At 68.9% G+C, this 19,640-nt stretch carries 20 protein-coding genes; 13 read left to right on the forward strand and 7 right to left on the reverse strand.

What is annotated here, in order from left to right; genetic code table 11:
- The first annotated feature begins 98 nt into the window (after positions 1–98).
- The 3 genes from VFG33_RS23310 to VFG33_RS23320 all read left to right on the forward strand — a co-directional run bounded on the left by VFG33_RS23310 (position 99) and on the right by VFG33_RS23320 (position 4,029).
- Positions 99–1,007 (forward strand): LysR family transcriptional regulator, encoded by a 909-nt coding sequence (locus VFG33_RS23310; protein ID WP_325055056.1) that lies wholly within the window; start codon positions 99–101, stop codon positions 1,005–1,007.
- Positions 1,008–1,103: 96 nt separating this feature from the next.
- Positions 1,104–2,471 (forward strand): hypothetical protein, encoded by a 1,368-nt coding sequence (locus VFG33_RS23315; protein WP_325055073.1) that lies wholly within the window; start codon positions 1,104–1,106, stop codon positions 2,469–2,471.
- A 76-nt stretch (positions 2,472–2,547) separates the two neighbouring features.
- Positions 2,548–4,029 carry an APC family permease gene (locus VFG33_RS23320; protein WP_325055057.1) on the forward strand — a complete coding sequence of 494 codons (1,482 nt, stop codon included), beginning with the start codon at positions 2,548–2,550 and terminating at the stop codon, positions 4,027–4,029.
- Between the two features lie 13 nt (positions 4,030–4,042).
- Here the strand turns inward: VFG33_RS23320 and VFG33_RS23325 are convergent, their stop codons facing one another.
- The 4 genes from VFG33_RS23325 to VFG33_RS23340 all read right to left on the reverse strand — a co-directional run bounded on the left by VFG33_RS23325 (position 4,043) and on the right by VFG33_RS23340 (position 8,875).
- A complete protein-coding gene (locus VFG33_RS23325) occupies positions 4,043–4,495 on the reverse strand; it encodes a vitamin K epoxide reductase family protein (RefSeq protein ID WP_325055058.1) in 453 nt (150 codons plus the stop codon).
- Between the two features lie 30 nt (positions 4,496–4,525).
- The gene (locus tag VFG33_RS23330; RefSeq protein WP_325055059.1) at positions 4,526–5,428 is read right to left on the reverse strand and encodes a DUF929 family protein; all 903 of its coding nucleotides are present in this window, start codon (positions 5,426–5,428) and stop codon (positions 4,526–4,528) included.
- Between the two features lie 133 nt (positions 5,429–5,561).
- The gene (locus VFG33_RS23335) at positions 5,562–7,679 is read right to left on the reverse strand and encodes a 3-hydroxyacyl-CoA dehydrogenase NAD-binding domain-containing protein (RefSeq protein WP_325055060.1); all 2,118 of its coding nucleotides are present in this window, start codon (positions 7,677–7,679) and stop codon (positions 5,562–5,564) included.
- Complete coding sequence (locus VFG33_RS23340; protein WP_325055061.1) at positions 7,676–8,875, reverse strand: thiolase family protein; 1,200 nt, start codon at positions 8,873–8,875, stop codon at positions 7,676–7,678. Before VFG33_RS23340 ends, VFG33_RS23335 begins: the two co-directional genes overlap by 4 nt.
- 175 nt (positions 8,876–9,050) lie before the next feature.
- Between VFG33_RS23340 and VFG33_RS23345 the strand changes: the two genes are divergently transcribed.
- From VFG33_RS23345 to VFG33_RS23355, 3 genes are read left to right on the forward strand one after another with little or no spacing between them, the layout of a single operon-like run.
- The gene (locus VFG33_RS23345) at positions 9,051–9,728 is read left to right on the forward strand and encodes a hypothetical protein (RefSeq protein ID WP_325055062.1); all 678 of its coding nucleotides are present in this window, start codon (positions 9,051–9,053) and stop codon (positions 9,726–9,728) included.
- A gap of 32 nt (positions 9,729–9,760) precedes the next feature.
- Positions 9,761–10,447 carry a dienelactone hydrolase family protein gene (locus tag VFG33_RS23350; protein WP_325055063.1) on the forward strand — a complete coding sequence of 229 codons (687 nt, stop codon included), beginning with the start codon at positions 9,761–9,763 and terminating at the stop codon, positions 10,445–10,447.
- Complete coding sequence (locus tag VFG33_RS23355) at positions 10,444–10,929, forward strand: glutathione peroxidase (protein WP_325055064.1); 486 nt, start codon at positions 10,444–10,446, stop codon at positions 10,927–10,929. The genes VFG33_RS23350 and VFG33_RS23355 overlap by 4 nt, the downstream gene beginning before the upstream one ends.
- 7 nt (positions 10,930–10,936) lie before the next feature.
- Here the strand turns inward: VFG33_RS23355 and VFG33_RS23360 are convergent, their stop codons facing one another.
- From VFG33_RS23360 to VFG33_RS23370, 3 genes are read right to left on the reverse strand one after another with little or no spacing between them, the layout of a single operon-like run.
- Positions 10,937–11,917, reverse strand: a complete 981-nt coding sequence (locus tag VFG33_RS23360) for a serine hydrolase domain-containing protein (RefSeq protein WP_325055065.1) — start codon at positions 11,915–11,917, stop codon at positions 10,937–10,939.
- A gap of 44 nt (positions 11,918–11,961) precedes the next feature.
- The gene (locus VFG33_RS23365) at positions 11,962–13,227 is read right to left on the reverse strand and encodes an HRDC domain-containing protein (RefSeq protein WP_325055066.1); all 1,266 of its coding nucleotides are present in this window, start codon (positions 13,225–13,227) and stop codon (positions 11,962–11,964) included.
- Positions 13,224–13,826: a DUF3000 domain-containing protein gene (locus VFG33_RS23370; protein WP_325055067.1), complete on the reverse strand. Its 603-nt coding sequence runs from the start codon at positions 13,824–13,826 to the stop codon at positions 13,224–13,226. Before VFG33_RS23370 ends, VFG33_RS23365 begins: the two co-directional genes overlap by 4 nt.
- A 161-nt stretch (positions 13,827–13,987) precedes the next feature.
- On the opposite strand from VFG33_RS23370, the gene hemE reads away from it, so the two are divergent.
- From hemE to VFG33_RS23405, 7 genes are all read left to right on the forward strand, one after another.
- Positions 13,988–15,010: a uroporphyrinogen decarboxylase gene (gene hemE, locus VFG33_RS23375; RefSeq protein WP_325055074.1), complete on the forward strand. Its 1,023-nt coding sequence runs from the start codon at positions 13,988–13,990 to the stop codon at positions 15,008–15,010.
- A 72-nt stretch (positions 15,011–15,082) separates the two neighbouring features.
- Positions 15,083–16,495 carry a protoporphyrinogen oxidase gene (gene hemG, locus VFG33_RS23380; RefSeq protein WP_325055068.1) on the forward strand — a complete coding sequence of 471 codons (1,413 nt, stop codon included), beginning with the start codon at positions 15,083–15,085 and terminating at the stop codon, positions 16,493–16,495.
- Positions 16,492–17,226: a hydrogen peroxide-dependent heme synthase gene (gene hemQ, locus VFG33_RS23385; protein WP_414672980.1), complete on the forward strand. Its 735-nt coding sequence runs from the start codon at positions 16,492–16,494 to the stop codon at positions 17,224–17,226. The genes hemG and hemQ overlap by 4 nt, the downstream gene beginning before the upstream one ends.
- Positions 17,227–17,230: 4 nt before the next feature.
- Positions 17,231–17,608, forward strand: coding sequence for a VOC family protein (locus tag VFG33_RS23390; RefSeq protein ID WP_325055069.1), 378 nt, complete (start codon positions 17,231–17,233; stop codon positions 17,606–17,608).
- 98 nt (positions 17,609–17,706) lie between these two features.
- Positions 17,707–18,117 carry a winged helix-turn-helix transcriptional regulator gene (locus VFG33_RS23395; protein WP_325055070.1) on the forward strand — a complete coding sequence of 137 codons (411 nt, stop codon included), beginning with the start codon at positions 17,707–17,709 and terminating at the stop codon, positions 18,115–18,117.
- Positions 18,118–18,223: 106 nt separating this feature from the next.
- The gene (locus VFG33_RS23400) at positions 18,224–19,147 is read left to right on the forward strand and encodes a zinc-binding dehydrogenase (RefSeq protein ID WP_325055071.1); all 924 of its coding nucleotides are present in this window, start codon (positions 18,224–18,226) and stop codon (positions 19,145–19,147) included.
- Entirely contained in the window at positions 19,144–19,626 is a 483-nt protein-coding gene (locus VFG33_RS23405) for an SRPBCC domain-containing protein (RefSeq protein WP_325055072.1), read from the forward strand. The genes VFG33_RS23400 and VFG33_RS23405 overlap by 4 nt, the downstream gene beginning before the upstream one ends.
- Positions 19,627–19,640: the final 14 nt, after the last annotated feature.

A 19,640-nucleotide genomic window follows, 5' to 3' on the forward strand; every position in this document is an offset into this window, starting at 1 on the left:
CTCGGGATTTCTCGTCTTGCTTCCATTCAGCACTGTCCGGCGGCCGAATAGTCCCGTCGCGCGATGAATGTCTCAACTGGATCCGATAGGATTCGCGAATGCCAACGCTGCGTGGACTGGAGTGTTTCGTCGCCGTTCTCGACCACGGCTCGGTGACCGAGGCGGCTGCCCGGCTGCACATGTCGCAGCCCGCGTTGTCGCATCAGTTGGCTGCGTTGGAGCGGGAGATCGGCGCGCCGGTGGTCGAGCGGCTGCCACGCGGCGTACGGGCGACCCCGACGGGGCAGGCGGTCGCCGCCGACGCCAGAGCAGCACTGGCCGCAGCAGAGAGCGTGGTCGCGACCGGGAGAGCGATCACCTCGGGCACGGCCGGCCGGCTCCGCATCGGCTGCGCGGCGAGCATGACGGGAAGCCTTCTAGCTCCCGTACTGCGGACCTGGCGCCGGCGCCACCCGGCCGTGCAGTTGGAGCTGGACGAGTTGACCAGTGCGGACGCCCTCGCAGACCTCGTGGCAGCTGGTCGCGCGGACCTCGCAATCGGGCCGCGCCCGTCCACCTTCGACGGACACCTCGACCTGATCGGCGAGGAACAGATCGTCGCGGTGATGGCAGCCGACAGTCCGGCCGCTGCAGGCGGGAGCCGACCGATGACGTTTGCCCAGCTTGCAGAGCAGCCGGTGGTGCACTACCACCCGGAGAACGGCCTCGGCGGCTGGCTCGACGGCATCGCTGCCGGGCAGGGCGTGACGCTGAACGCTGTGACCCGCACCCGGCAGACCGCCACAGCGGCTCAACTCGCCGCAGCCGGCCTCGGTGTGGCTCTGGTGCCGACGACCGCGTTGCCTGCCACCTACTCCGGGGCGATCCGCCGCCTCGACCCGCCCCTGAGCAGGGACATCGTCACCATGACGGCCGCACCCAGTGATCCACTCGTGAGCCGGTTCGGCGCCGAGGTGCGCCGCCGGGGCATCCCGGTGCCCAGGCCGATCGCCGCCCAACTCGGCTGAGCCCGGGCGTGTCGGTGGTGGATCTCACAGGAGCGAGTAGGGTAGCCGGGCTGTAGCAGACGGGCGGACCGGAGGAATCGACCCGACGTGACTGTGATGCCACCTAGCGCCGACCCGCCAGGCGCTCAGGTTCCGCCCCACGGGCCCCGCCGCTGGCTGGGCCTGCTTGTTGTCGTGGCGCTCGTCTCCGGCGGTGTCGTCTACGCGGTCGAGGACCGCCAGCAGGACGCCCGCAGCCGCCCAGCCGCGACCGTCACTCCACCGGCGCCGCCGAACCAGGGAACCAAGCCCCCGTCGAAAACGGCCGCCGCGGTCGCGGCCCGCCGGCTGGCTGTCGACACGATCCTGCTGCGCCGCGCGAAGGCAGTCCGGACCGTCAACGAGAAGATGTTTCTCCAGGACGTCGATCCGGCGAACGCGAAGCTCCGCCAGCAGCAGAAGACCCTGTTCGCGAACCTGGTCGAGCTCGATTTCACCGAGATCGGCTACAGCCAGGCCGAGGAGCGGTTCGACGCGGCCGCGGTCCGCGAGCACGGCGCCTCGACGTACCTGGTCCGGGTGCTGATGCGGTACCAGATCCCGAAGGTCGACGAGACCCCGGTGACCACCGAACTCGGCTACAGCTTCGTCAGCCGGGCCGGCCGCTGGATCATCGCCGACGACAACGACCTGGACAAGGACCTCGGGCCGGGCGCGCACCACGAGGTGTGGGACCTGGGCCGGATCGAGGTCCAGCGCGGGCCGCGGGTGCTGGTGATCGTCGAGAAGGGTGACACCAGGACGGGCCGCGCGATCGTCGCCGAGGCGGACGAGGCGCTCACCCAGGTGGCGGCGTACTGGCCGCGGAAGTGGTCCGGGTCGGCGCTGATCGCGGCGCTGGACGACACCGAGATCCGGGATGCCCGGTTCGCCGACGAGGACGTCGAGTCGGCCGCGAGCGCGGGATCGACGTTCTCCTCGCTGCCGGGTCAGGAGACCGCTGACGGCACCGTGGCCGGCGCCTACATCGTGGTCAACCCGAAGGAACGCGACCGGGTCGACGAGATCCTGCTGTCCCACGAGCTCACCCACGTGGCCACCGCCGACCTGGGCGGCTACGAACCACTCTGGCTGGCGGAGGGCGCCGCGGAGTACGTGTCCTGGCGGGGGATCGAGGAGATCAGCGGCGAGGGCGAGGTCGTCCAGTGGGAGCAGGAGGTCGTCGACGACGCGCTGCCCGGGCTGTACGCGCTGCCGTCCGATCTCGGCTTCTACCAGAACAACGCGGACGTGTACGGCGTGAGCTGGCTGGCGGTCCGCTTCCTGGTCAAGCGGTTCGGGCTGACCCTGGTCGAGGCCCTGTACGAGGACCTCGCGATGCACGGCACGGATCAGGCCAATCGCGACCGCATCCTCCTCAGCCGGACGGGGTACACGGAGGCAACCCTCTGGCTTGCGCTCAAGGACTACGAACCGCAACGCTGAGTGGCGGTTTGACCTCGTGGGGTCAAGGACGGCACGCTCGAGGGGTGTTCCGTCCGAGTTCAAGGAGGCGTACCAGATGAGTCTGTTGCGGACCAAGACGATCGAGCAGTCGATCGCGGACACCGACGAGCCGGAGTACCAGCTCAAGAAACGCCTCACGGCCCTCGACCTCACCGTGTTCGGCATCGGTGTCATCATCGGCGCGGGCATCTTCACCCTGACCGGCCGCGCGGCCCAGGCCTACGCGGGCCCCGGGATCGCGATCTCGTTCATCTTCGCCGCGATCTGCTGCGGGCTGGCGGCACTCTGCTATGCCGAGTTCTCGTCGACCGTGCCGGTCTCCGGGTCGGCGTACACGTTCTCGTACTTCTCGCTCGGTGAGATCTTCGCCTGGATCATCGGCTGGGACCTGCTGCTCGAGCTGATGCTCGGCGCCAGTGTCGTGGCGCAGGGCTGGTCCACCTACGCGGCGCTGTTCCTGGACCAGATCGGCCTCGGCTGGCCTGACTCGATCGGGCCCGAGAGCGACGTGAACGTCCTCGCGATGCTGCTGGTGATCGTGCTCACGATCCTGGCGACGATCGGGATCAAGGAGTCGCTGCGGGTCAACCTGGCGCTGGTCGCGGTCAAGCTGTTCGTGGTGCTGTTCGTGATCATCGCCGGCCTGTTCTACATCAAGAGCTCGAACCTGACCCCGTTCATCCCGCCGAGCGTGCCGGCCCCGGACGGCGACGTGACCATCACCACCCCGCTGTTCCAGGCCATGTTCGGGTTCACCCCGTCGACCTTCGGCGTGATGGGGCTGGTCTCCGGTGCGTCCCTGGTGTTCTTCGCGTTCATCGGCTTCGACGTGGTCGCGACCACCGCCGAAGAGGCGAAGAACCCGCAGCGCGACCTGCCCCGCGGCATCATCGGCTCGCTCGCGATCTGCACGGTGCTCTACGTGGCGGTCTGCATCGTCATCACCGGCATGGTCAAGTACACCGATATCAGCAGTGAGGCGGCGCTGGCCGAGGCGTTCCGCTCGGTCGGCAGGCCCGGCTTCGCCACCCTGATCTCGGCCGGTGCGGTCGCCGGTCTGACCACCGTGGTGCTGACGCTGATGATCGGGGCGGCCCGGGTCGTCTTCGCGATGAGCCGGGACCACCTGGTGCCCGCCAAGCTGGGCAAGACGCACCCGACGTTCGGTACGCCGTACCGGCTGACCCTCGGCATCGGTGTGGTGGTCGCGATCGTCGCCGGCGTCACCCCGATCGGCAAGCTGGAGGAGATGGTGAACATCGGCACGCTGGCCGCGTTCACCCTGGTCTCCCTCGCGGTCCCGCTACTGCGCAAGCGGCGGCCGGACATCAAGCGGTCGTTCACGGTGCCGGGCAACCCGGTGGTGCCGATCCTGGCAGCGCTGATCTGCATCTACCTGATGCTGAACCTGTCGATCGAGACCTGGCTGCGGTTCGCGATCTGGATGGTGCTCGGCTTCGTCGTGTACGCCCTCTACGGCTACCGCAAGAGCCGCGTCGGCCAGACCGAGCGCACCGGCGAGGTGACGAAGGCCTGACCACCGCGGCGGCTCACTCCTCGATCGGGGGCAGGGCCGCGCGCACCACGACGAGGCCGAACAGCACCAGCGTGAGCGCGTGGACGACCGTGCACCACAGGCAGATGGCGTCGATGCGGAAGAGCTCCGCCCAGATCAGGTAGCAGACGAAGACGACTCCGACGATGACGGCGGCCAGGCGAAGGCGGCCGGGCCACGGGGACGGCGTACGCCAGAGCGGCGGCAGCGACAGCACCGTCATGGCGGCGAAGAAGCCGAGCCCGAGCAGCGCGACGGGGACGCCGAGCAACTTCGAGTACTCGCTGCTGGTGACCTTGACGCAGTTCACCACGCCCGTGTTCGGGCAGGCGAGGGTGCTGCCCGCCGTGAAGTGCTCATAGGTCAGGTACGCCGCGACCGCGACGCCCGCGATCGACAGCGCCAAGGTGGTCCAGGGCAGCCAGCCCAGCGGCCTGCGCTCTGTCACGACCCCTGACCGGGTGGTTTCGCTCACGGCTCAGCTTTTCCCGAGCTTGCCGGCCGCCGCCTTGACCGCGTCAGTCGTGCACACTGCGCCCGGCTGGTTGTTGGTGAGCTGGCACAGGGCAGCCGTGTAGACGTTCGCGGAGCCGTCAACGGCCTTCGCGATGGGGCTCGCCGGGTCCTTGAGCGCGTCGGCGATCTCGGTCTGGGTCTTCCCAGCCAGCAACTCCGGACTGTACGAGGCACCCGAGGTGACGAACTTCCCACCGAGGTCGACGAACGGGATCGAGCCCGCGCTCTGCACGTACGGCGGCTTGTTGTAGGTGTCGAAGGTCGACTGGTCGGCGGCCGCCGGTGTGTCCAGCGGGGCGTACTGACCGTTCACCTCTTCGTTGGTGGTGGTCTCGACCCCGGTGAAGGCCAGGTACTGACTGGTGTAACTGGCACCGTGGAACGACAGCGTCGCCGTGTTGGGGAACACGTCGTTACCGGCGGAGTGGGTCGTGCCGAGGTTGCTGAAGTTCCCGAAACGGGACAGCGCCACCGTGACGGGCCACCGCTCGGCGGCGCAGTACGGGCAGAACTCGGCGCCGATGTAGAGCACCTTCGGCTTCCCGTCGGCGGTCAGTGCCGGGGCGGTGATCGCCGACGGGGCGGCCTGGACGCCGTCACTGCCGACCGCGGCGAATGTCGACGCCGGGATGGACTTCAGCGCGGTGATCAGGCTGGTGTCGGCCGCGCCCGAGGGGCCGGTGCTGGTTTCCTTGCCGCCGCCGGCCAGGCGCACGGCTACCAGCCCGCCTACCACGATGATGACGACCGCGACCGCGCCGAGCGCGAGCAGGAGACGCTTTCGCCGTTCGGCGCGTAATTCAGCGGCGCGCTGTGCGGCCACCCTTTCCCGCGCTCGCGACTTCTGCTCGACCCGCTTACTCATGGTTCTCCCTGCCTGTCGCGAACTTTCGGGCAGGACACAACGCCCTGTCCACCCTGAACAACTGTTGATCAGGGCCCGAAGTTCCGCAGCAGTGCTGGCTGGGGGCCGGACCGGGTGCTGGCCCCCAGCAGACCTACTGCGTCAGGCTGGCGACGCCTTGGGGGAGGAACCGCGAGCCGTTGACCTTCTCGGCGATGCCGCTGCGGTCCAGGTACGGCGTGATCCCGCCGAGGTGGAACGGCCAGCCGGCGCCGAGCAGCAGACACAGGTCGATGTCCTGCGCCTCGGCGACGACGCCCTCGTCGAGCATGATCCTGATCTCCTCGGCCAGGGCGGTGAGCACCCGGCTGCGGAGCTCCTCGGCGGTGGACGGCTTGTCCCCGACAGCGACGAGCGCCTCGACCTCGGGATCGACCGACGGCTTGCCCTCGGCGCTCCAGACGTAGAACGAGCTCTTGCCGGCGGCAACGACCTTGGCGAGGTTCTCGGAGACGGCGAACCGGTCCGGGTAGGCCCGGTTCATGGTCTCAGCGACGTGCAGCGCGACCGGCAGGCCGACCAGCTGCAGCAGGACGAACGGCGGCATCGGCAGACCGAGCGCGGACAGCGCCTTGTCCGCCGCCGGGATCGGGGTGCCCTCGTCGACCGCCGCGCTGACCTCACCGAGGAAGCGCGTCAGTAGCCGGTTCACCACGAAGGCGGGCGCGTCCTTCACCAGTACACAGGACTTCTTCAGCGTCTTGCCCACCGCGAACGCCGTGGCCAGGCTGGCGTCGTCGGTCTGGCCGGCCCGGATGATCTCCAGCAGCGGCAGCACCGCGACCGGGTTGAAGAAGTGGAACCCGACGACCCGCTCCGGGTGCTCCAGATCGGCCGCCATCTCGGTGATCGACAGCGAGCTGGTGTTGGTCGCGAGGATCGCGTCCGGCCGGACGATCTTCTCCAGGTCGGCGAAGATCGTCTTCTTCAGCTGCAGTTCCTCGAACACGGCCTCGATCACGAAGTCGGCGTCCGCGAAGACAGCGCGATCCACCGACCCCGTCACGAGTGCCTTCAGCTGGTTGGCCTTGTCCGGACGGATCCGGCCCTTGCCGAGCAACTTGTCGATCTCGCCGTGCACATAGCCGACGCCGCGATCCACGCGCTCCTGGTCGAGGTCCGTCAACACCACGGGCACCTCAAGGCGGCGTACGAACAGCAGCGCCAGCTGACCCGCCATCAGGCCGGCGCCGACGACGCCGACCTTGGTCACCGGTCGGGCCAGCGACTTGTCCGGCGCACCGGCCGGGCGCTTGGCGCGCTTGTTCACCAAGTCGAAGGCGTAGAGGCCGCTGCGCAGTTCCTCGCTCATGATCAGGTCGGCGAGCGCCTCGTCCTCGGCCGCGAAACCACGATCGCGGTCGTTGTCCTTGGCGGCAGTGATCAGGTCGAGTGCCCGGTACGGCGCGGGCGCCGCGCCACTGACCTTGAGATCCGCAAATCCCTTGCCTCGGGCAACGGCGGCGTCCCAGTCCTCGCCACGGTCGATCTCGGGCCGCTCGACGGTGATCTCGCCGGTCAGCACCCGGCTGGCCCAGAGCAGGGACTGCTCGAGGAAGTCGGCCGAGTCCAGCAGCACGTCGCCGATGCCGAACTTCACCGCCTCCGGACCGCTCAGCATCTTGTTCTGGTTGAGGGCGTTCTCGACCACGACCTTGACGGCCTTGTCGGCGCCGATCAGGTTCGGCAGCAGGAAGTTGCCGCCCCAGCCCGGGATCAGGCCGAGGAAGACCTCGGGAGTGGAGATCATCCCGGCCGCGACCGAGATCGTGCGGTACGTCGAGTGCAGCGCGACCTCGAGGCCGCCGCCCAGCGCGACCCCGTTGACGAAAGCGAAGCTCGGCTTGCCGCCGTCCTGCAGCTTGCGCATCACGCCATGGCCGATCTTGCCCAGGTTCAGCGCCTGCTCGCGATCGGTCAGCTTCGGGACGCCGGTCAGGTCGGCGCCGGCGGCCAGGATGAACGGCTTGCCGGTGATGCCGATGGCAACGACCTCGTCGCGCCCGAGCGCGGCGTCGATCGCCTTGTTCAGTTCGGCCAGACCCTTCGGGCCGAAGGTGTTCGGCTTGGTGTGGTCGTGGCCGTTGTCGAGGGTGATCAGCGCCATCGTGCCGGCCCTGTTCGGCAGCACCACGTCGCGGCTCGGCGCCAGCGTGACGACCTCGTCGGTCTCGATCGCCACGGCCTCGTCGATCAGGTCCTGGAGAGTCATGCGGCGGTCCCTTCGAAGTTCGGGTTCTCCCAGATGACGGTTCCGCCCATGCCGAGACCGACGCACATGGTGGTCAGTCCGTACCGGACCTCCGGCCGCAGCTCGAACTGCTTGGCGAGCTGGTTCATCAGCCGGATGCCGGAGGACGCCAGCGGGTGCCCGTAGGCGATCGCACCGCCGTACGGATTCACCCGCGGGTCGTCGTCGGCGATGCCGTAGTGCTCGAGAAACGCCAGCACCTGGACGGCGAACGCCTCGTTCACCTCGAACGCCTGGATGTCGTCGATGGTCAGTCCGGCCAGCTTCAGCGCCTTCTCGGTGGCGGGGATCGGGCCGACGCCCATCACCTCGGGCTCGACACCCACGAAACCGTAGGACACCAGCTTCATCTTCGGCTTCAGGCCGAGCTCCTCGGCCGCCTCGGCGGAGGTGAGCAGGCATGCGGTGGCTCCGTCGTTGATACCGGCCGAGTTGCCCGCCGTCACCCGGCCGTGCGGGCGGAACGGCGTCTTCAGCTTGGCCAGGTCCTCCATCGTGGTGCCCGGGCGCATCGGCTCGTCGGTGGTCGCGTAGCCCCAGCCGAGCTCGGCCGAGCGGGTCGCGATCGGGACCAGGTCCGGCTGGATCAGGTCGTTCGCGTAGGCCTTGGCGGCACGCTCCTGCGAGGCTACGGCGAAGGCGTCCGTGCGCTGCTTGGTGATGCTCGGATACCGGTCGTGCAGGTTCTCCGCGGTCGACCCCATCACCAGGGCGGAGGTGTCGACCAGCTTCTCGGAGATGATCCGCGGGTTCGGGTCCACCCCTTCGCCCATCGGGTGCCGGCCCATGTGCTCGACCCCACCGGCGACGACCACGTCGTACGCGCCGAAGGCGATGCCGGCGGCGGTGGTCGTGACAGCGGTCATCGCGCCCGCGCACATCCGGTCGATCGCGTAGCCGGGGGTCGTGTTCGGCAGACCGGCCAGCAGGGCGGCGGTCCGCCCGATGGTCAGGCCCTGGTCGCCGATCTGGGTGGTGGCCGCGATCGCGACCTCGGCCACCTTCTCGCCGGGCAGCGACGGATTGCGCCGCAGCAGTTCCCGGATGCACTTGATCACCAGGTCGTCGGCGCGCGTCTCGGCGTACTGGCCTTTCGCCTTGCCGAACGGGGTGCGGACGCCGTCGACGAACACGACATCGCGGATCTCACGGGGCACGAGGGCCCTCCTCTGGGGTTCAGGGAGTTGGAGCACCTCCGATGCTACCCGTCGGTAACACATCGCCCCAACCAGCCACGCCTGTGCCGCTGCTCACAACGTCCTGACGGTTACCCGTGGCGTCCGGCAGCGATTCGGCGCATGCTGGAGCGAGGCACGTCCCTGGAGCCGTTCAATGAAGAAAAACGACAGCTTTGATCTCACCGTCCCGGTGTTGTCCCGGGGCAAACACAGAAACCCCCGCAAGGGCGCCTGCTTCATGGAGTTCGCGTCCTACCTGGCGGGCGCGCCCTGGTCGGATCACCCGGACTGCACCCATCCACTGCTGGCCGGAGTGGCCCGTGACGTCAACGACTGCACGTCGGATGCCGGCCGCGGACGGCTCGCTCCACTCATCCCGTCGGTGATCGGGCTGACGCCGGACGACCCGCGCGTCGTACCGCGGGTGACGGCCAAATGCATCCAGCTCGCGCTGCCCGTGGTGTCGCAGGAGCGGCAGTACATCCTCGCTGTGGCTTTGATGGTGGGGGAGCGGACCCTGGCGAAGATGGAGGGCCGTCCGATCGACAGCATGCAGCCGGAGTCACAGGCGGCGCTTGAGGGGGTTCCCGCGGCCACCAAGTGGGCTCGGGCCTTCACGGCGCGGCCGCACCGCAGTGCTCCGGACTTCGCCCGGCGTACAGCGCCACGGGCAGTGTCCTGTGCAGTGGAGGGCATCTCCCAGGCCTGCGTGCCGAACCCGGACGAGCGTCTGTACGAGTTGCTGAACGCGTCCATCGCGGAATGCAAGCTCTGGATGCCACCACCAACGCCTTTTCGCACGACTCCGCGCGAGGCTGTCGAGGCTCACTAACAGGCGTTGGCGGGTCGCAGTAGGCTACCTGCGTGGCCTTGGAGATTGACACCGGCACGGGGCTGATGCCGGCACACGTCTGGGAACCTGCCGGCGGTACTGGACCGGGGCTACTGCTGCTCCAGGAGATCTTCGGGGTCTCCGACTACATCAAGCAGCGCGCCTCCGAACTGGCCGAGCTGGGGTACTACGTCGTGGCGCCGGAGATCTACTGGCGGCTCGACGACCTCTCGATCGACCAGTCGGCTCCTGACGCTCTCGAGCAGGCTCGGGCGGCGATGAACCGGCTCGACTGGAACACTGCGGTAAGCGACTCGGTCGCCGCACTGGAGTACCTGCGCGGGCGGCGCACCGGCGTCGGAGTGATCGGGTTCTGCTTCGGTGGAGGGCTGGCCTTCAACGTGGCCGCAGCGTCCTCGCCGGACGTTCTGGTCAGCTACTACGGGTCGGCGCTGCCCAGGCTGCTCGAGCTCGCCCCGCAAGTGGACGCCGCCAGCCTGCATCACTTCGGCGACGAGGACCGCCTTCTTCCGCCCGCAACCGTCGACCAGATCGTCGCGGCGCTCGGCAGTGGTGCCGAGGTCTATCGGTATCCCGGCGCCGGTCATGGTTTCGACAACCCGATGCCTGCCTTCCACCACGCCGAGGCCTCCGCCCTGGCGTGGGAGCGCACCACCTCCTTCCTTGCCCGTCACCTACCCCCTGGGGACTCTCAATGAGCTTGTACGACATCCCGCTGCACACCCTGTCCGGCACCGACACCTCGCTCGCGGATTACCGGGGCAAGGCGGTGCTCGTGGTCAACGTCGCCTCCAAGTGCGGCCTGACCCCGCAGTACGAGGGTCTGGAGCGCCTCCAGAAGCGCTACGAGGACCGCGGCTTCACCGTCCTCGGCGCGCCCTGCAACCAGTTCGGTGGTCAGGAGCCCGGCACCAACGAGGAGATCCAGGAGTTCTGCTCGATGACGTACGGCGTCACCTTCCCGATGCTGGACAAGCTCGAGGTGAACGGCCCGGACCGCCACCCCCTGTACTCCGAACTGACTGCCACCCCGGACGCCGAGGGCGCCGCCGGCGACGTGCAGTGGAACTTCGAGAAGTTCCTGGTCACCCCGGAGGGCACCGTAGCGGCCCGCTTCCGCCCGCAGACCCAGCCGGAATCGGCCGAGGTCGTCGCAGCCATCGAGGCGCAACTGCGGTAGCACGTCCTCAAGCTGTGAAGGCTCCGGCGATGGGCCAGGCGCCGGGGGAGGTGTTGGAGAGCACGGTGCAGGTGGTGCTCGTGTGCGGGTCGTGCGTGGACTTGAACGAAGCGCCGGCGTCGTACCCGATCAGGATCGCCGTGTCGGTGCTCTCGTGCAGCCAGAAGCCGAGACCGTAGCGCATGGACTCCTCGGGGACGTCGCGGCGTGGCCGGACGACCTCTTCGACGGAATCCACGATGTCGCCGGCGAAAAGCGCGCGCCAGAAGGTGGAGATGTCGGCGGCGGTGGTGTGGATGCCTCCGTCGCCGTTGGGGAGTATCGGTAGGTGGAAGATGTTGGAGCGGTCCACCCCGTCCAGGGGCAGGTAGCCAACGGCCGCGTCAGCGGGTAGCTCGTCGGAGCGGAGGAAGTCGGTGCTGGTCATTCCGGCCGGCCGGAGCACCCGCTCCCGGACCAGCTCGTGGTAGCCGACGCCGCCGGCCCGCTCCGCCAATAGGGCGAGGACCACGAAACCACCGTTGCAGTAGGCGAACCGCTCACCGGCCCGGAACTTGGTGGGATGCCCGTCCAGCAGGGGCAGGAACGCCTCGGTGGTGGTCAGCTCGTGCGCCGCGCCCATGAAGTAGTCGGTGATCTCGGTGTCGGCGTCTTCGTCCAGGTAGTCGCCGATGCCGGAGGTGTGCGTGAGGAGATGTTCGACGGTCACGTCGTCCGCGATCAGCGGTAGGTCCTCGCCGAGCAGGGATCGGGCGGTGGTGCTCAGCCCCAGCACGCCGTCCTGCACCAGCGAGAGCACGGCCAGGGCGGTGAACCCTTTGCTGCCGCTGGCGATGCCGAATCTGGTGTCCAGGGAGTTGGGCACGCGATAGGCGCGGTTGGCCAGCCCGTAGGCGTTCGCGAACTCGATCTGGCCGGCCCGGTCGATCTGGACCACACCGGAGAAGCCGGTCTCTTCAGCGATCTTGTCGATATCCCCCTGCGCCATGCCGCAGACTAACCCGGGCCCGCGCCAACGCCGAACCTATTTCATCAGGCCAGTGGTTCTGCGGGTGGGGCTTCGGTCGCGAGGGCATCGGTCAGGACCTGGGCGGTGAGGGCGATCTGCCATTCGCGGGCCGCGTGTTCGCGGAGGAAGTCGCTGACCACTGCCAGGTCCGCGTCGGCCGGCGGCGTCCAGGCGAGGCGGCGGATGGTGTCGGGGGAGAGCAGGTTCTCCGTCGGCAGGCGATGAGCCTCGGCGATCTCGCTGACGCCCGACCTCGCGGCGGACAACCTGGCCGCCGCGTCGGGATCACGGTCGGCCCAGGCTCGCGCCGGCGGCGGCCCGTCGTACCGGGGGCCCTGCTTCGGGAGTTCGGAGTCGGGCAGGCGGCGGGCGTGTTCGATCGCCTCCCACCACGTGCGCATGTGCCGGTGGGCGCCGCGTCCCTTGAAGGCGGTCAGGCGCTGCAGCGTTTCGCGATCCACCGGCATCGCCGCGGCGGCCTCGACGATCGCCGCGTCGGGCAGGATCCGCCCGGGCGAGATGTCCGCGCTCTCCGCGATCTGGTCCCGTGCTTCCCACAGCGCCCGTACTACGGCCAAGCTGCGGCGGTTGCGGACGCGATGCATCCCGGAGGTCCGTCGCCACGGATCGGGCTTCGGCTCCCGGGGCGGCGCGGCCAGGATCGCCGCGAACTCCTGCTCGGCCCACTCCCACTTACCCTCGCGCCTGAGCTCCGCCTCGATCGCGTTGCGCAGTTCGATCAGCATCTCGACGTCGAGGGCCGCGTAGATCAGCCACGGGCCCGGCAGCGGCCGGGTCGACCAGTCCGCCGCCGAGTGTTCCTTGCGCATCTTGTAGCCGAGCACCTCGCTGACCAGCGAGGCGAGCCCGACCTTCGGATAGCCGAGCAGCCGGCCGGCGAGTTCGGTGTCGAAGACCTTTCGCGGCACCATGCCGACCTCGGCCAGGCAGGCCAGATCCTGGTTCGCGGCGTGAATGATCCACTCGGCGTCGACGATCGCGTCACCGAGCCCGGACAGATCGCCGAAGGGGATCGGGTCGACCAGCGCGGAGCCGGATCCCTCCCGGCGGAGCTGGACCAGGTAGGCGCGGTGCGAGTAGCGGTAGCCGGAGGCCCGCTCGGCGTCGACGGCGACCGGGCCGGTGCCGGCGCGGAAGGCGTCGATCACCTCGGTCAGCGCAGTGTCGGTGTCCACGACGTCGGAGAGTCCGTCGCGCAGTTCGAGCAGTGGCAGGTTCTCGGTCGGATCGTCCGGGACGGGCGGCTGCTGCGTCTCGGCCGGGCTCATCGGCCCCGCTGACCGCGCCGGGTCGGCATCGCGACCACCCCCGGCGGTACCGGCGGCAGTCCTGCCGCCGTGCAGAGCACCTCGCCCCAGGCCTCGGCATGGTGCGTCACGTCGACCGTCCCGCCCGGGCCCGGTACGGGGCTCCAGGACGCGCGGATCTCGATCTCCGCCGTCGCGTCGTCATCGGCCATCCCGCCGAAACTCTCGGATACCACCCGAGTGACGGTACCGCTCGGTGCCAAGAAGTCGGCGCCCCGGTCGGTCAGGGCCTCCATCAGCCAGGTCCAGCCCACGCCGCCGAGCAGCGCGTCCGTCACCATCTCCGGTTCGACGGCAGCGCGCACGTACGCGACACAGCGGAAGGTCGACTGCCAGGCGTCGTTCCCGGCCGGGTCGTAGAGGACGACCAGACGGCCGGTGGCGACATCGTCACCGTCGACCGTCACGTCGGCGCTGACCGCGGCCGCGTGCGGTGCGATCCGCTGCGGTGCGGGCATCTCCTCGACGAAAACCTCGGGCCGGAACCGGGCCTCACGCAACTGCGTCAGGGCCTCGGCGAACTCCGCGGGTGGCGCGTCGACCTGCTTGCGGGCACCCATGCTTCGCAGCCTACGACTGATTACTCACCGACGCCGGTGACGACGCGCCGGGAACGGCTTCCGGGCATGGGATCATCGGTCCTGTGCCCGTGAAGCAAACCTCCCCATCGCCCAGCGCTCCCGAAGCTGTTACGAAGTCCCCTTCGGCGCAGTCCGCCTTCCTGAGAGCCGCCCGGGGTGAACCGGTTCCGCACACACCCGTCTGGTTCATGCGCCAGGCGGGGCGCTCGCTACCGGAGTACCGGGCGATCCGCGAGGGCATCACGATGCTCGAGTCCTGCAGGCGACCCGACCTCGTCGTGGAGATAACGCTGCAGCCGGTACGCCGTTACGGCGTGGACGCGGCGATCTTCTACTCCGACATCGTGCTGCCGCTGAAAGCCGTCGGCGTGGATCTGGAGATCAAGCCCGGTGTCGGTCCCGTGGTGGCGTCGCCGGTGCGGTCACTCGGTGATCTCGAGGCGGTACGGCCGGTGACACCCGCGGACGTGTCGTATGTGACGGAGTCGGTGCAGCAGTTGGTGTCGGAGCTCGGTGCGACCCCGCTGATCGGATTTGCCGGGGCGCCGTTCACCGTGGCGTCGTACCTGGTCGAGGGTGGACCGAGCAAGGACCACGCGAAGACGAAGGCCCTGATGCACGGTGATCCGGGTCTGTGGCACGCGCTGGCGGACCGGCTGGCGGATGTGGCGATCGCGTACCTGTCGGTGCAGATCGAGGCGGGTGCGTCGGCGATCCAGCTGTTCGACTCGTGGGCGGGAGCGTTGTCGCCGCGGGACTACGAGGAGTTCGTCCAGCCGCATTCGGCGAAGGTGTTCGCCGCGCTGGCGTCGTACGGCGTGCCTCGGTTGCACTTCGGGGTGAACACCGGCGAGCTGCTCAGCTTGATGAGCGCGGCCGGCGCCGACGTGGTGGGCGTCGACTGGCGAGTCCCCCTGGACGAGGCCGTACGCCGGATCACGGCCGACGGCACTCCGCCGAAGCCGGTCCAGGGAAACCTCGACCCGGCGCTGCTGTTCGCCGGCTGGAACGCCCTCGAACCCGAGATCGACCGCATCCTCACCGAAGGCCGAGCAGCCCCCGGCCACATCTTCAACCTCGGCCACGGCGTCCCCCCAACCACAGACCCCGAAGTCCTCCACCAAGTAGTCCAGGCTGTCCACACCAAGTCCACCCGCACCTAACCGCACCCACCGGCTCGTTGGTTCACGGGGCGGGTGAAGATGGTGGGTGTGGAGGATTTGCGTGGTTCACGAATGCACGTGGTGGTCGTCGGTGGTGGGGTCAGTGGGTTGGCGGCGGCGTACGAGTTGGTGACTGGACCCAATCCGCCGCGGATCACCGTGCTTGAGGGATCGGCTCGGCTTGGTGGGAAGTTGGCCGGGGGCGTGGTGGAAGGCGTGCCGGTTGATCTGGGCGCCGAGTCCGTGCTGGCCCGGCGGCCTGAGGCAGTCGACCTGATCAAGGCGGTCGGGCTCGCTGACGATCTGGTGCATCCGGCAACGACTTCGGCCGGTTTGTGGATCGGCGACCGGATCCGCGCGATCCCGCCGACTGTGATGGGCGTCCCGGTCGACGCCGCCGCGACGATCGATGTCCTGGGCAAGGAAGCGGCCGACCAGGTCGCCCACGAAGCCGACCTGCCCGAACCCGCCCTCACCGAAGACGTCGCGATCGGCCGGTTCGTTGCCGAGCGCATGGGTTCCGCCGTCACCGACAAGCTGATCGACCCTCTGCTCGGCGGTGTCGACGCCGGCCGCGCCGACGAGATCTCCCTCGCGGCCGCAGTACCCGAGCTGTACGCCAAGCTCCGCACCGCGCCCACCCTTCTCGCCGCAACGGCCGAGCTCCGCGAAGCCGGCCAGCGCCGCGCCGCGGACGGCGTCCCCGTCTTCGCCGGCATCCGCGGCGGCATCAACCGCCTCATCTCCGCCTTGGAAGCAGACCTGACCGCTCGCGGCGTCGAGATCCGCCGCAACACGACCGTACGGCGAATCAGCCGTCGCCCGGGTGGTTACGACCTGGAGACAGGACCCGTACCAGCCCCGCGCCTCGAGCAAGCCGATGCCGTCATCATCGCGACCCCGGCGACCCCAGCCGCACGGATGCTGGCCGACCTGGTCCCGGCCGCATCCACCGAGCTCGCCACGATCGACTACGCAAGCATGGCGATCGTCACCCTCGCAGTGCGCAAACAAGATTGGCCCGCGGCTGCCACCGGCTCGGGCTTCCTAGTACCAAGTGTCGAAGGCCGGACCATCAAGGCCTCGACCTACTCGCACGCCAAGTGGCAGTGGACCGCCGAAGCCGGGGGAGATCTTGCAGTACTGCGCTGCTCGGTCGGGCGACTCGGTGAGGAGTACGTGCTCCAGCGGTCCGATGAGGAGCTAGTCGCACTCGCCGCTGCCGATCTACGCAAGGCTGTCGGCTTGGAGGCACCAGTAGTCGGCTCGCTGGTAACACGTTGGGGCGGGGGACTTCCGCAGTACGCGGTGGGTCATCTAGGTCGGATAGACCGGGTGGAGGCCGCTATAGCGGAACAACCCGGGCTGGCGGTCTGCGGCGCGGCGTACAGGGGTGTGGGGATCGCTGCTTGCGTCGCCTCGGGCAGCAAGGCGGCAACCCGGGTGCAGGCTCACCTGGATGCATTGGCGACAATGGAATCGTGACCGAGACGCCAGCCGACCCGCAGCCCGACAGCAGCCAGCCCGCCAAGCCCAAGGCGCGGGAGCTGAACAACGTCATCCGCTACACGATGTGGTCCGTCTTCAAGGTGCAGACGCCGCTGGGTGATGCGGACCGGGCGGAGCTGGCCGCTGAGCTGGCAGACCTCGTCGGCAAGCTCGCGGCCGATGACGTGGTGATCCGCGGCTGGTACGACGTCGAGGGGTTCCGTGCGGACGCCGACTTCATGGTCTGGTGGCACGCGCCGACCTCGGACGCGCTGCAGAAGGCGTACCACGCGCTGCGGCGTTCGGGGGTGGGCAGGCATCTCGCGCCGATCTGGTCGCAGTTCGCGCTGCACCGGCCGGCCGAGTTCAACAAGAGCCACATCCCCGCGTTCCTGGCGGACGAGGAGGCGCGGGCCTACGTCTGTGTCTACCCGTTCGTGCGGTCGTACGAGTGGTACCTGCTGCCGGACGAGGAGCGCCGGTTCATGCTGGCCGAGCACGGCAAGATGGCGCGCAGTTACCCCGACGTACGGGCGAACACGGTGGCTTCGTTCGCGCTCGGCGACTACGAGTGGATGCTGGCGTTCGAGGCCGACGAGCTGCACCGCATGGTCGACCTGATGCGCGACCTGCGCGCGTCCACGGCCCGGCGGCATGTCCGTGAGGAAGTCCCGTTCTACACGGGCAAGCGGACCGAGCTCAGCGACCTGGTCGCGAACCTGGCCTGATCGGATGCAGCGCAAGGCATTCCCGGTGCTCTACGTGAGCAGCGTGCGGCGAGCAGTGGAGTTCTACGCATTGCTCGGCTACAAGTCGGTCTACCAGTTCCCGCTCGAAGGCGACCCGCACTACGTCGGCCTCGAGCGGGGCGACTCGTCCCTCGGCATCGCCGACACCAGCTGGCCCGAGGCCCAACTCGGCATCACCGTCGGCACCGCGCCACGGTTCGAACTCTTCGTGTACGTCGACGACGTCGGAGCCGAGGTGGAAACCTTCCGCGCAGCCGGCTACGAAGTACTCCAGGAACCCGCCAACATGCCCTGGGGCGAACGCCAGGCCTACGTCCTCGACCCCGACCGCAACCCAGTAGCCCTCGCCACCCCGATCTGATCGTGTTCGAGCGCGGCTCTGCTCCAACGGTTGGTGGGTTACGATCGATTCGGAAGTAGGCGCACTTTGGTGCGTTGGGCTCCTGACGGGAGAGACGGATGACCACCACCGCGAAGCCGGCGCGCCAGATCGAGCCCGGCACGTACGAGGCCTACATGCATGACTGTCCCGCGGTGGCGTTGCTCTCGACGATCAGCAACCGGTGGGTCAGTCTGACGATGTGCACCCTCGGGCAATTCGGCGAGGCGATGCGCTACAGCCAGATCAGCCGGGAGATCCCGGGCGTCAGCCAGAAGATGCTGACCCAGACCCTGCGCATGCTCGAGCGCGACGGCATGGTGAAGCGGACGGTCACACCGACCGTGCCCGTCCGTGTCGACTACGAGTTGACCCCGCTCGGGCAAGGCTTGTACGGCCTGCTGTCCCAGGTGCGCGACTGGGCCGCCGACAAGACCGACGAGGTCGACGGGGCGCGAGCACGCTACGACACCCTGAAGTCCGACCAGTAGCCACGGAGAGTAACGCACTTTGAGGTGCCTACTTACTGATTGATCGTAACGCGCCTAGCGTTCGTAGCGTTCACAGCGTTTCGGATAGCCAAGGGAGAACAACGTCATGCGCGCAGCGGTCGTGAGGAAGGTCGGCGGACCCGAGGCTGTCGAGGTGTTGGAGGTCCCCCTGCCGGAGCCAGGTCCCTTCGAGGTCCGTATCAAGGTCGCGGCTGCCGCGCTCAATCCCGCGGACGCCGCAGTCTGGGCCGGGATCTTCAAACCGTTGGAGGAGGTCGACCACACCGGTCTCGGTCTGGACGCTGCCGGGACGATCGATGCGGTCGGTCCGGGTGCCACCGTGGTGGTCGGAACCCCGGTGATCGCGTTCGATGCCCCCGTGCTGCGCCGGACGAAGGCCCAGGCCGAATACCTGGTGACCGACGTCAACTCCATCGCCCCCGCCCCGCAGGGGATGGACCTGACGCTCGCGGCGACGATCCCGCTCAACGCGATGACCGCCTCACTGGCGCTGGACCAGCTCCCGCTACGCCCCCGCGACACCTTGCTCGTCACGGGTGCCGCCGGGGCCGTCGGCGGTTACGCCGTCGAGTTGGCCCGGACGCGTGGGGTGCGGGTCGTGGCGCAGGGAAGGCTTGAGGACGAGGAGTTCCTCCGCGGTCGTGGCGCCACCTGGTTCGTGTCGCGCGACGACGAGCTGGGTGAGGCGGTGCGCCGGTTCGTGCCGGAGGGCGTGGACGGCGCGCTCGACGCGGCGGCGCTGGGTGCCTCTGCGCTGGCGGCTGTCCGTGACGGCGGCATCTTCGTGAGCGTGAGGGGAGACGTGCTGCCGGCCCCGCAGCGGGGCGTGGTGGTGCGGCACATCGCTGCCGGCCCTGACGCGACCCGGCTCTCATATCTCTCCGCGCTCGCCGAGGTTGGAGTACTGACGCCGCGGGTCGCTCAGATCTACAACCTGTCTCAGGCAGCCGAAGCCCACGCCCAGCTGGCCCGGGGCGGCCAGCGCGGCCGGATCGTGCTGGTGCCGTGAACGCCGAGACCGGCACCGGGGAAGGCCCTGTTGTCACAGCGGTGACCAGGATCTCCGCTCCGGTGGAGGATGTATGGCGCGTGCTCGTGGCGTTCGACCAGTACGCGCAGTGGCACCCGGTTCTCTCTCTTGACGCGAAGCCCGAACAGGTCGTGGTCGGGGCGGAGATTCCCGGCCGCGTAGCGGGCGGTGACGCCCCTGAGCAGGACGTCACCATGAGGATCGTCGAGGTGGAGGCCCCCCGTCGGCTGGTCTGGGAGGGCGGATCGCTGGCCGCGATCCTCGGCAGGCACTCCTTCGTGCTCACCCCCCAGCCGGACGGCACCACCGAGTTCACCGACTCCGAGGAGTTCTCCGGCGCCGCTGCTGCCGAACTCATCCCGGCACTCGGCCGGCTGAGGAAGGAGTACGCCCGGTACGGCGCCGCCCTGCACGAACGCGTGGAGGCGCTTACTCCGCCGGGGTCAGGGACAGGCTGACGGAGTTGATGCAG

This window comes from Kribbella sp., assembly GCF_035687465.1.
GTDB lineage: Bacteria > Actinomycetota > Actinomycetes > Propionibacteriales > Kribbellaceae > Kribbella.

Excerpts from the sequence above, each read along its gene's own strand:
- hemG (WP_325055068.1), top strand. The coding sequence starts at position 15,083 with ATGCACGTGGTGGTCGTCGGTGGTGGGGTCAGTGGGTTGGCGGCGGCG.
- VFG33_RS23330 (WP_325055059.1), bottom strand. The coding sequence starts at position 5,428 with ATGAGTAAGCGGGTCGAGCAGAAGTCGCGAGCGCGGGAAAGGGTGGCC.
- VFG33_RS23310 (WP_325055056.1), top strand. The coding sequence starts at position 99 with ATGCCAACGCTGCGTGGACTGGAGTGTTTCGTCGCCGTTCTCGACCAC.
- VFG33_RS23345 (WP_325055062.1), top strand. The coding sequence starts at position 9,051 with ATGAAGAAAAACGACAGCTTTGATCTCACCGTCCCGGTGTTGTCCCGG.
- VFG33_RS23315 (WP_325055073.1), top strand. The coding sequence starts at position 1,104 with ATGCCACCTAGCGCCGACCCGCCAGGCGCTCAGGTTCCGCCCCACGGG.
- VFG33_RS23335 (WP_325055060.1), bottom strand. The coding sequence starts at position 7,679 with ATGACTCTCCAGGACCTGATCGACGAGGCCGTGGCGATCGAGACCGAC.
- VFG33_RS23360 (WP_325055065.1), bottom strand. The coding sequence starts at position 11,917 with ATGGCGCAGGGGGATATCGACAAGATCGCTGAAGAGACCGGCTTCTCC.
- VFG33_RS23390 (WP_325055069.1), top strand. The coding sequence starts at position 17,231 with ATGCAGCGCAAGGCATTCCCGGTGCTCTACGTGAGCAGCGTGCGGCGA.
- VFG33_RS23365 (WP_325055066.1), bottom strand. The coding sequence starts at position 13,227 with ATGAGCCCGGCCGAGACGCAGCAGCCGCCCGTCCCGGACGATCCGACC.
- VFG33_RS23355 (WP_325055064.1), top strand. The coding sequence starts at position 10,444 with ATGAGCTTGTACGACATCCCGCTGCACACCCTGTCCGGCACCGACACC.
- VFG33_RS23395 (WP_325055070.1), top strand. The coding sequence starts at position 17,707 with ATGACCACCACCGCGAAGCCGGCGCGCCAGATCGAGCCCGGCACGTAC.
- VFG33_RS23400 (WP_325055071.1), top strand. The coding sequence starts at position 18,224 with ATGCGCGCAGCGGTCGTGAGGAAGGTCGGCGGACCCGAGGCTGTCGAG.
- VFG33_RS23320 (WP_325055057.1), top strand. The coding sequence starts at position 2,548 with ATGAGTCTGTTGCGGACCAAGACGATCGAGCAGTCGATCGCGGACACC.
- VFG33_RS23370 (WP_325055067.1), bottom strand. The coding sequence starts at position 13,826 with ATGGGTGCCCGCAAGCAGGTCGACGCGCCACCCGCGGAGTTCGCCGAG.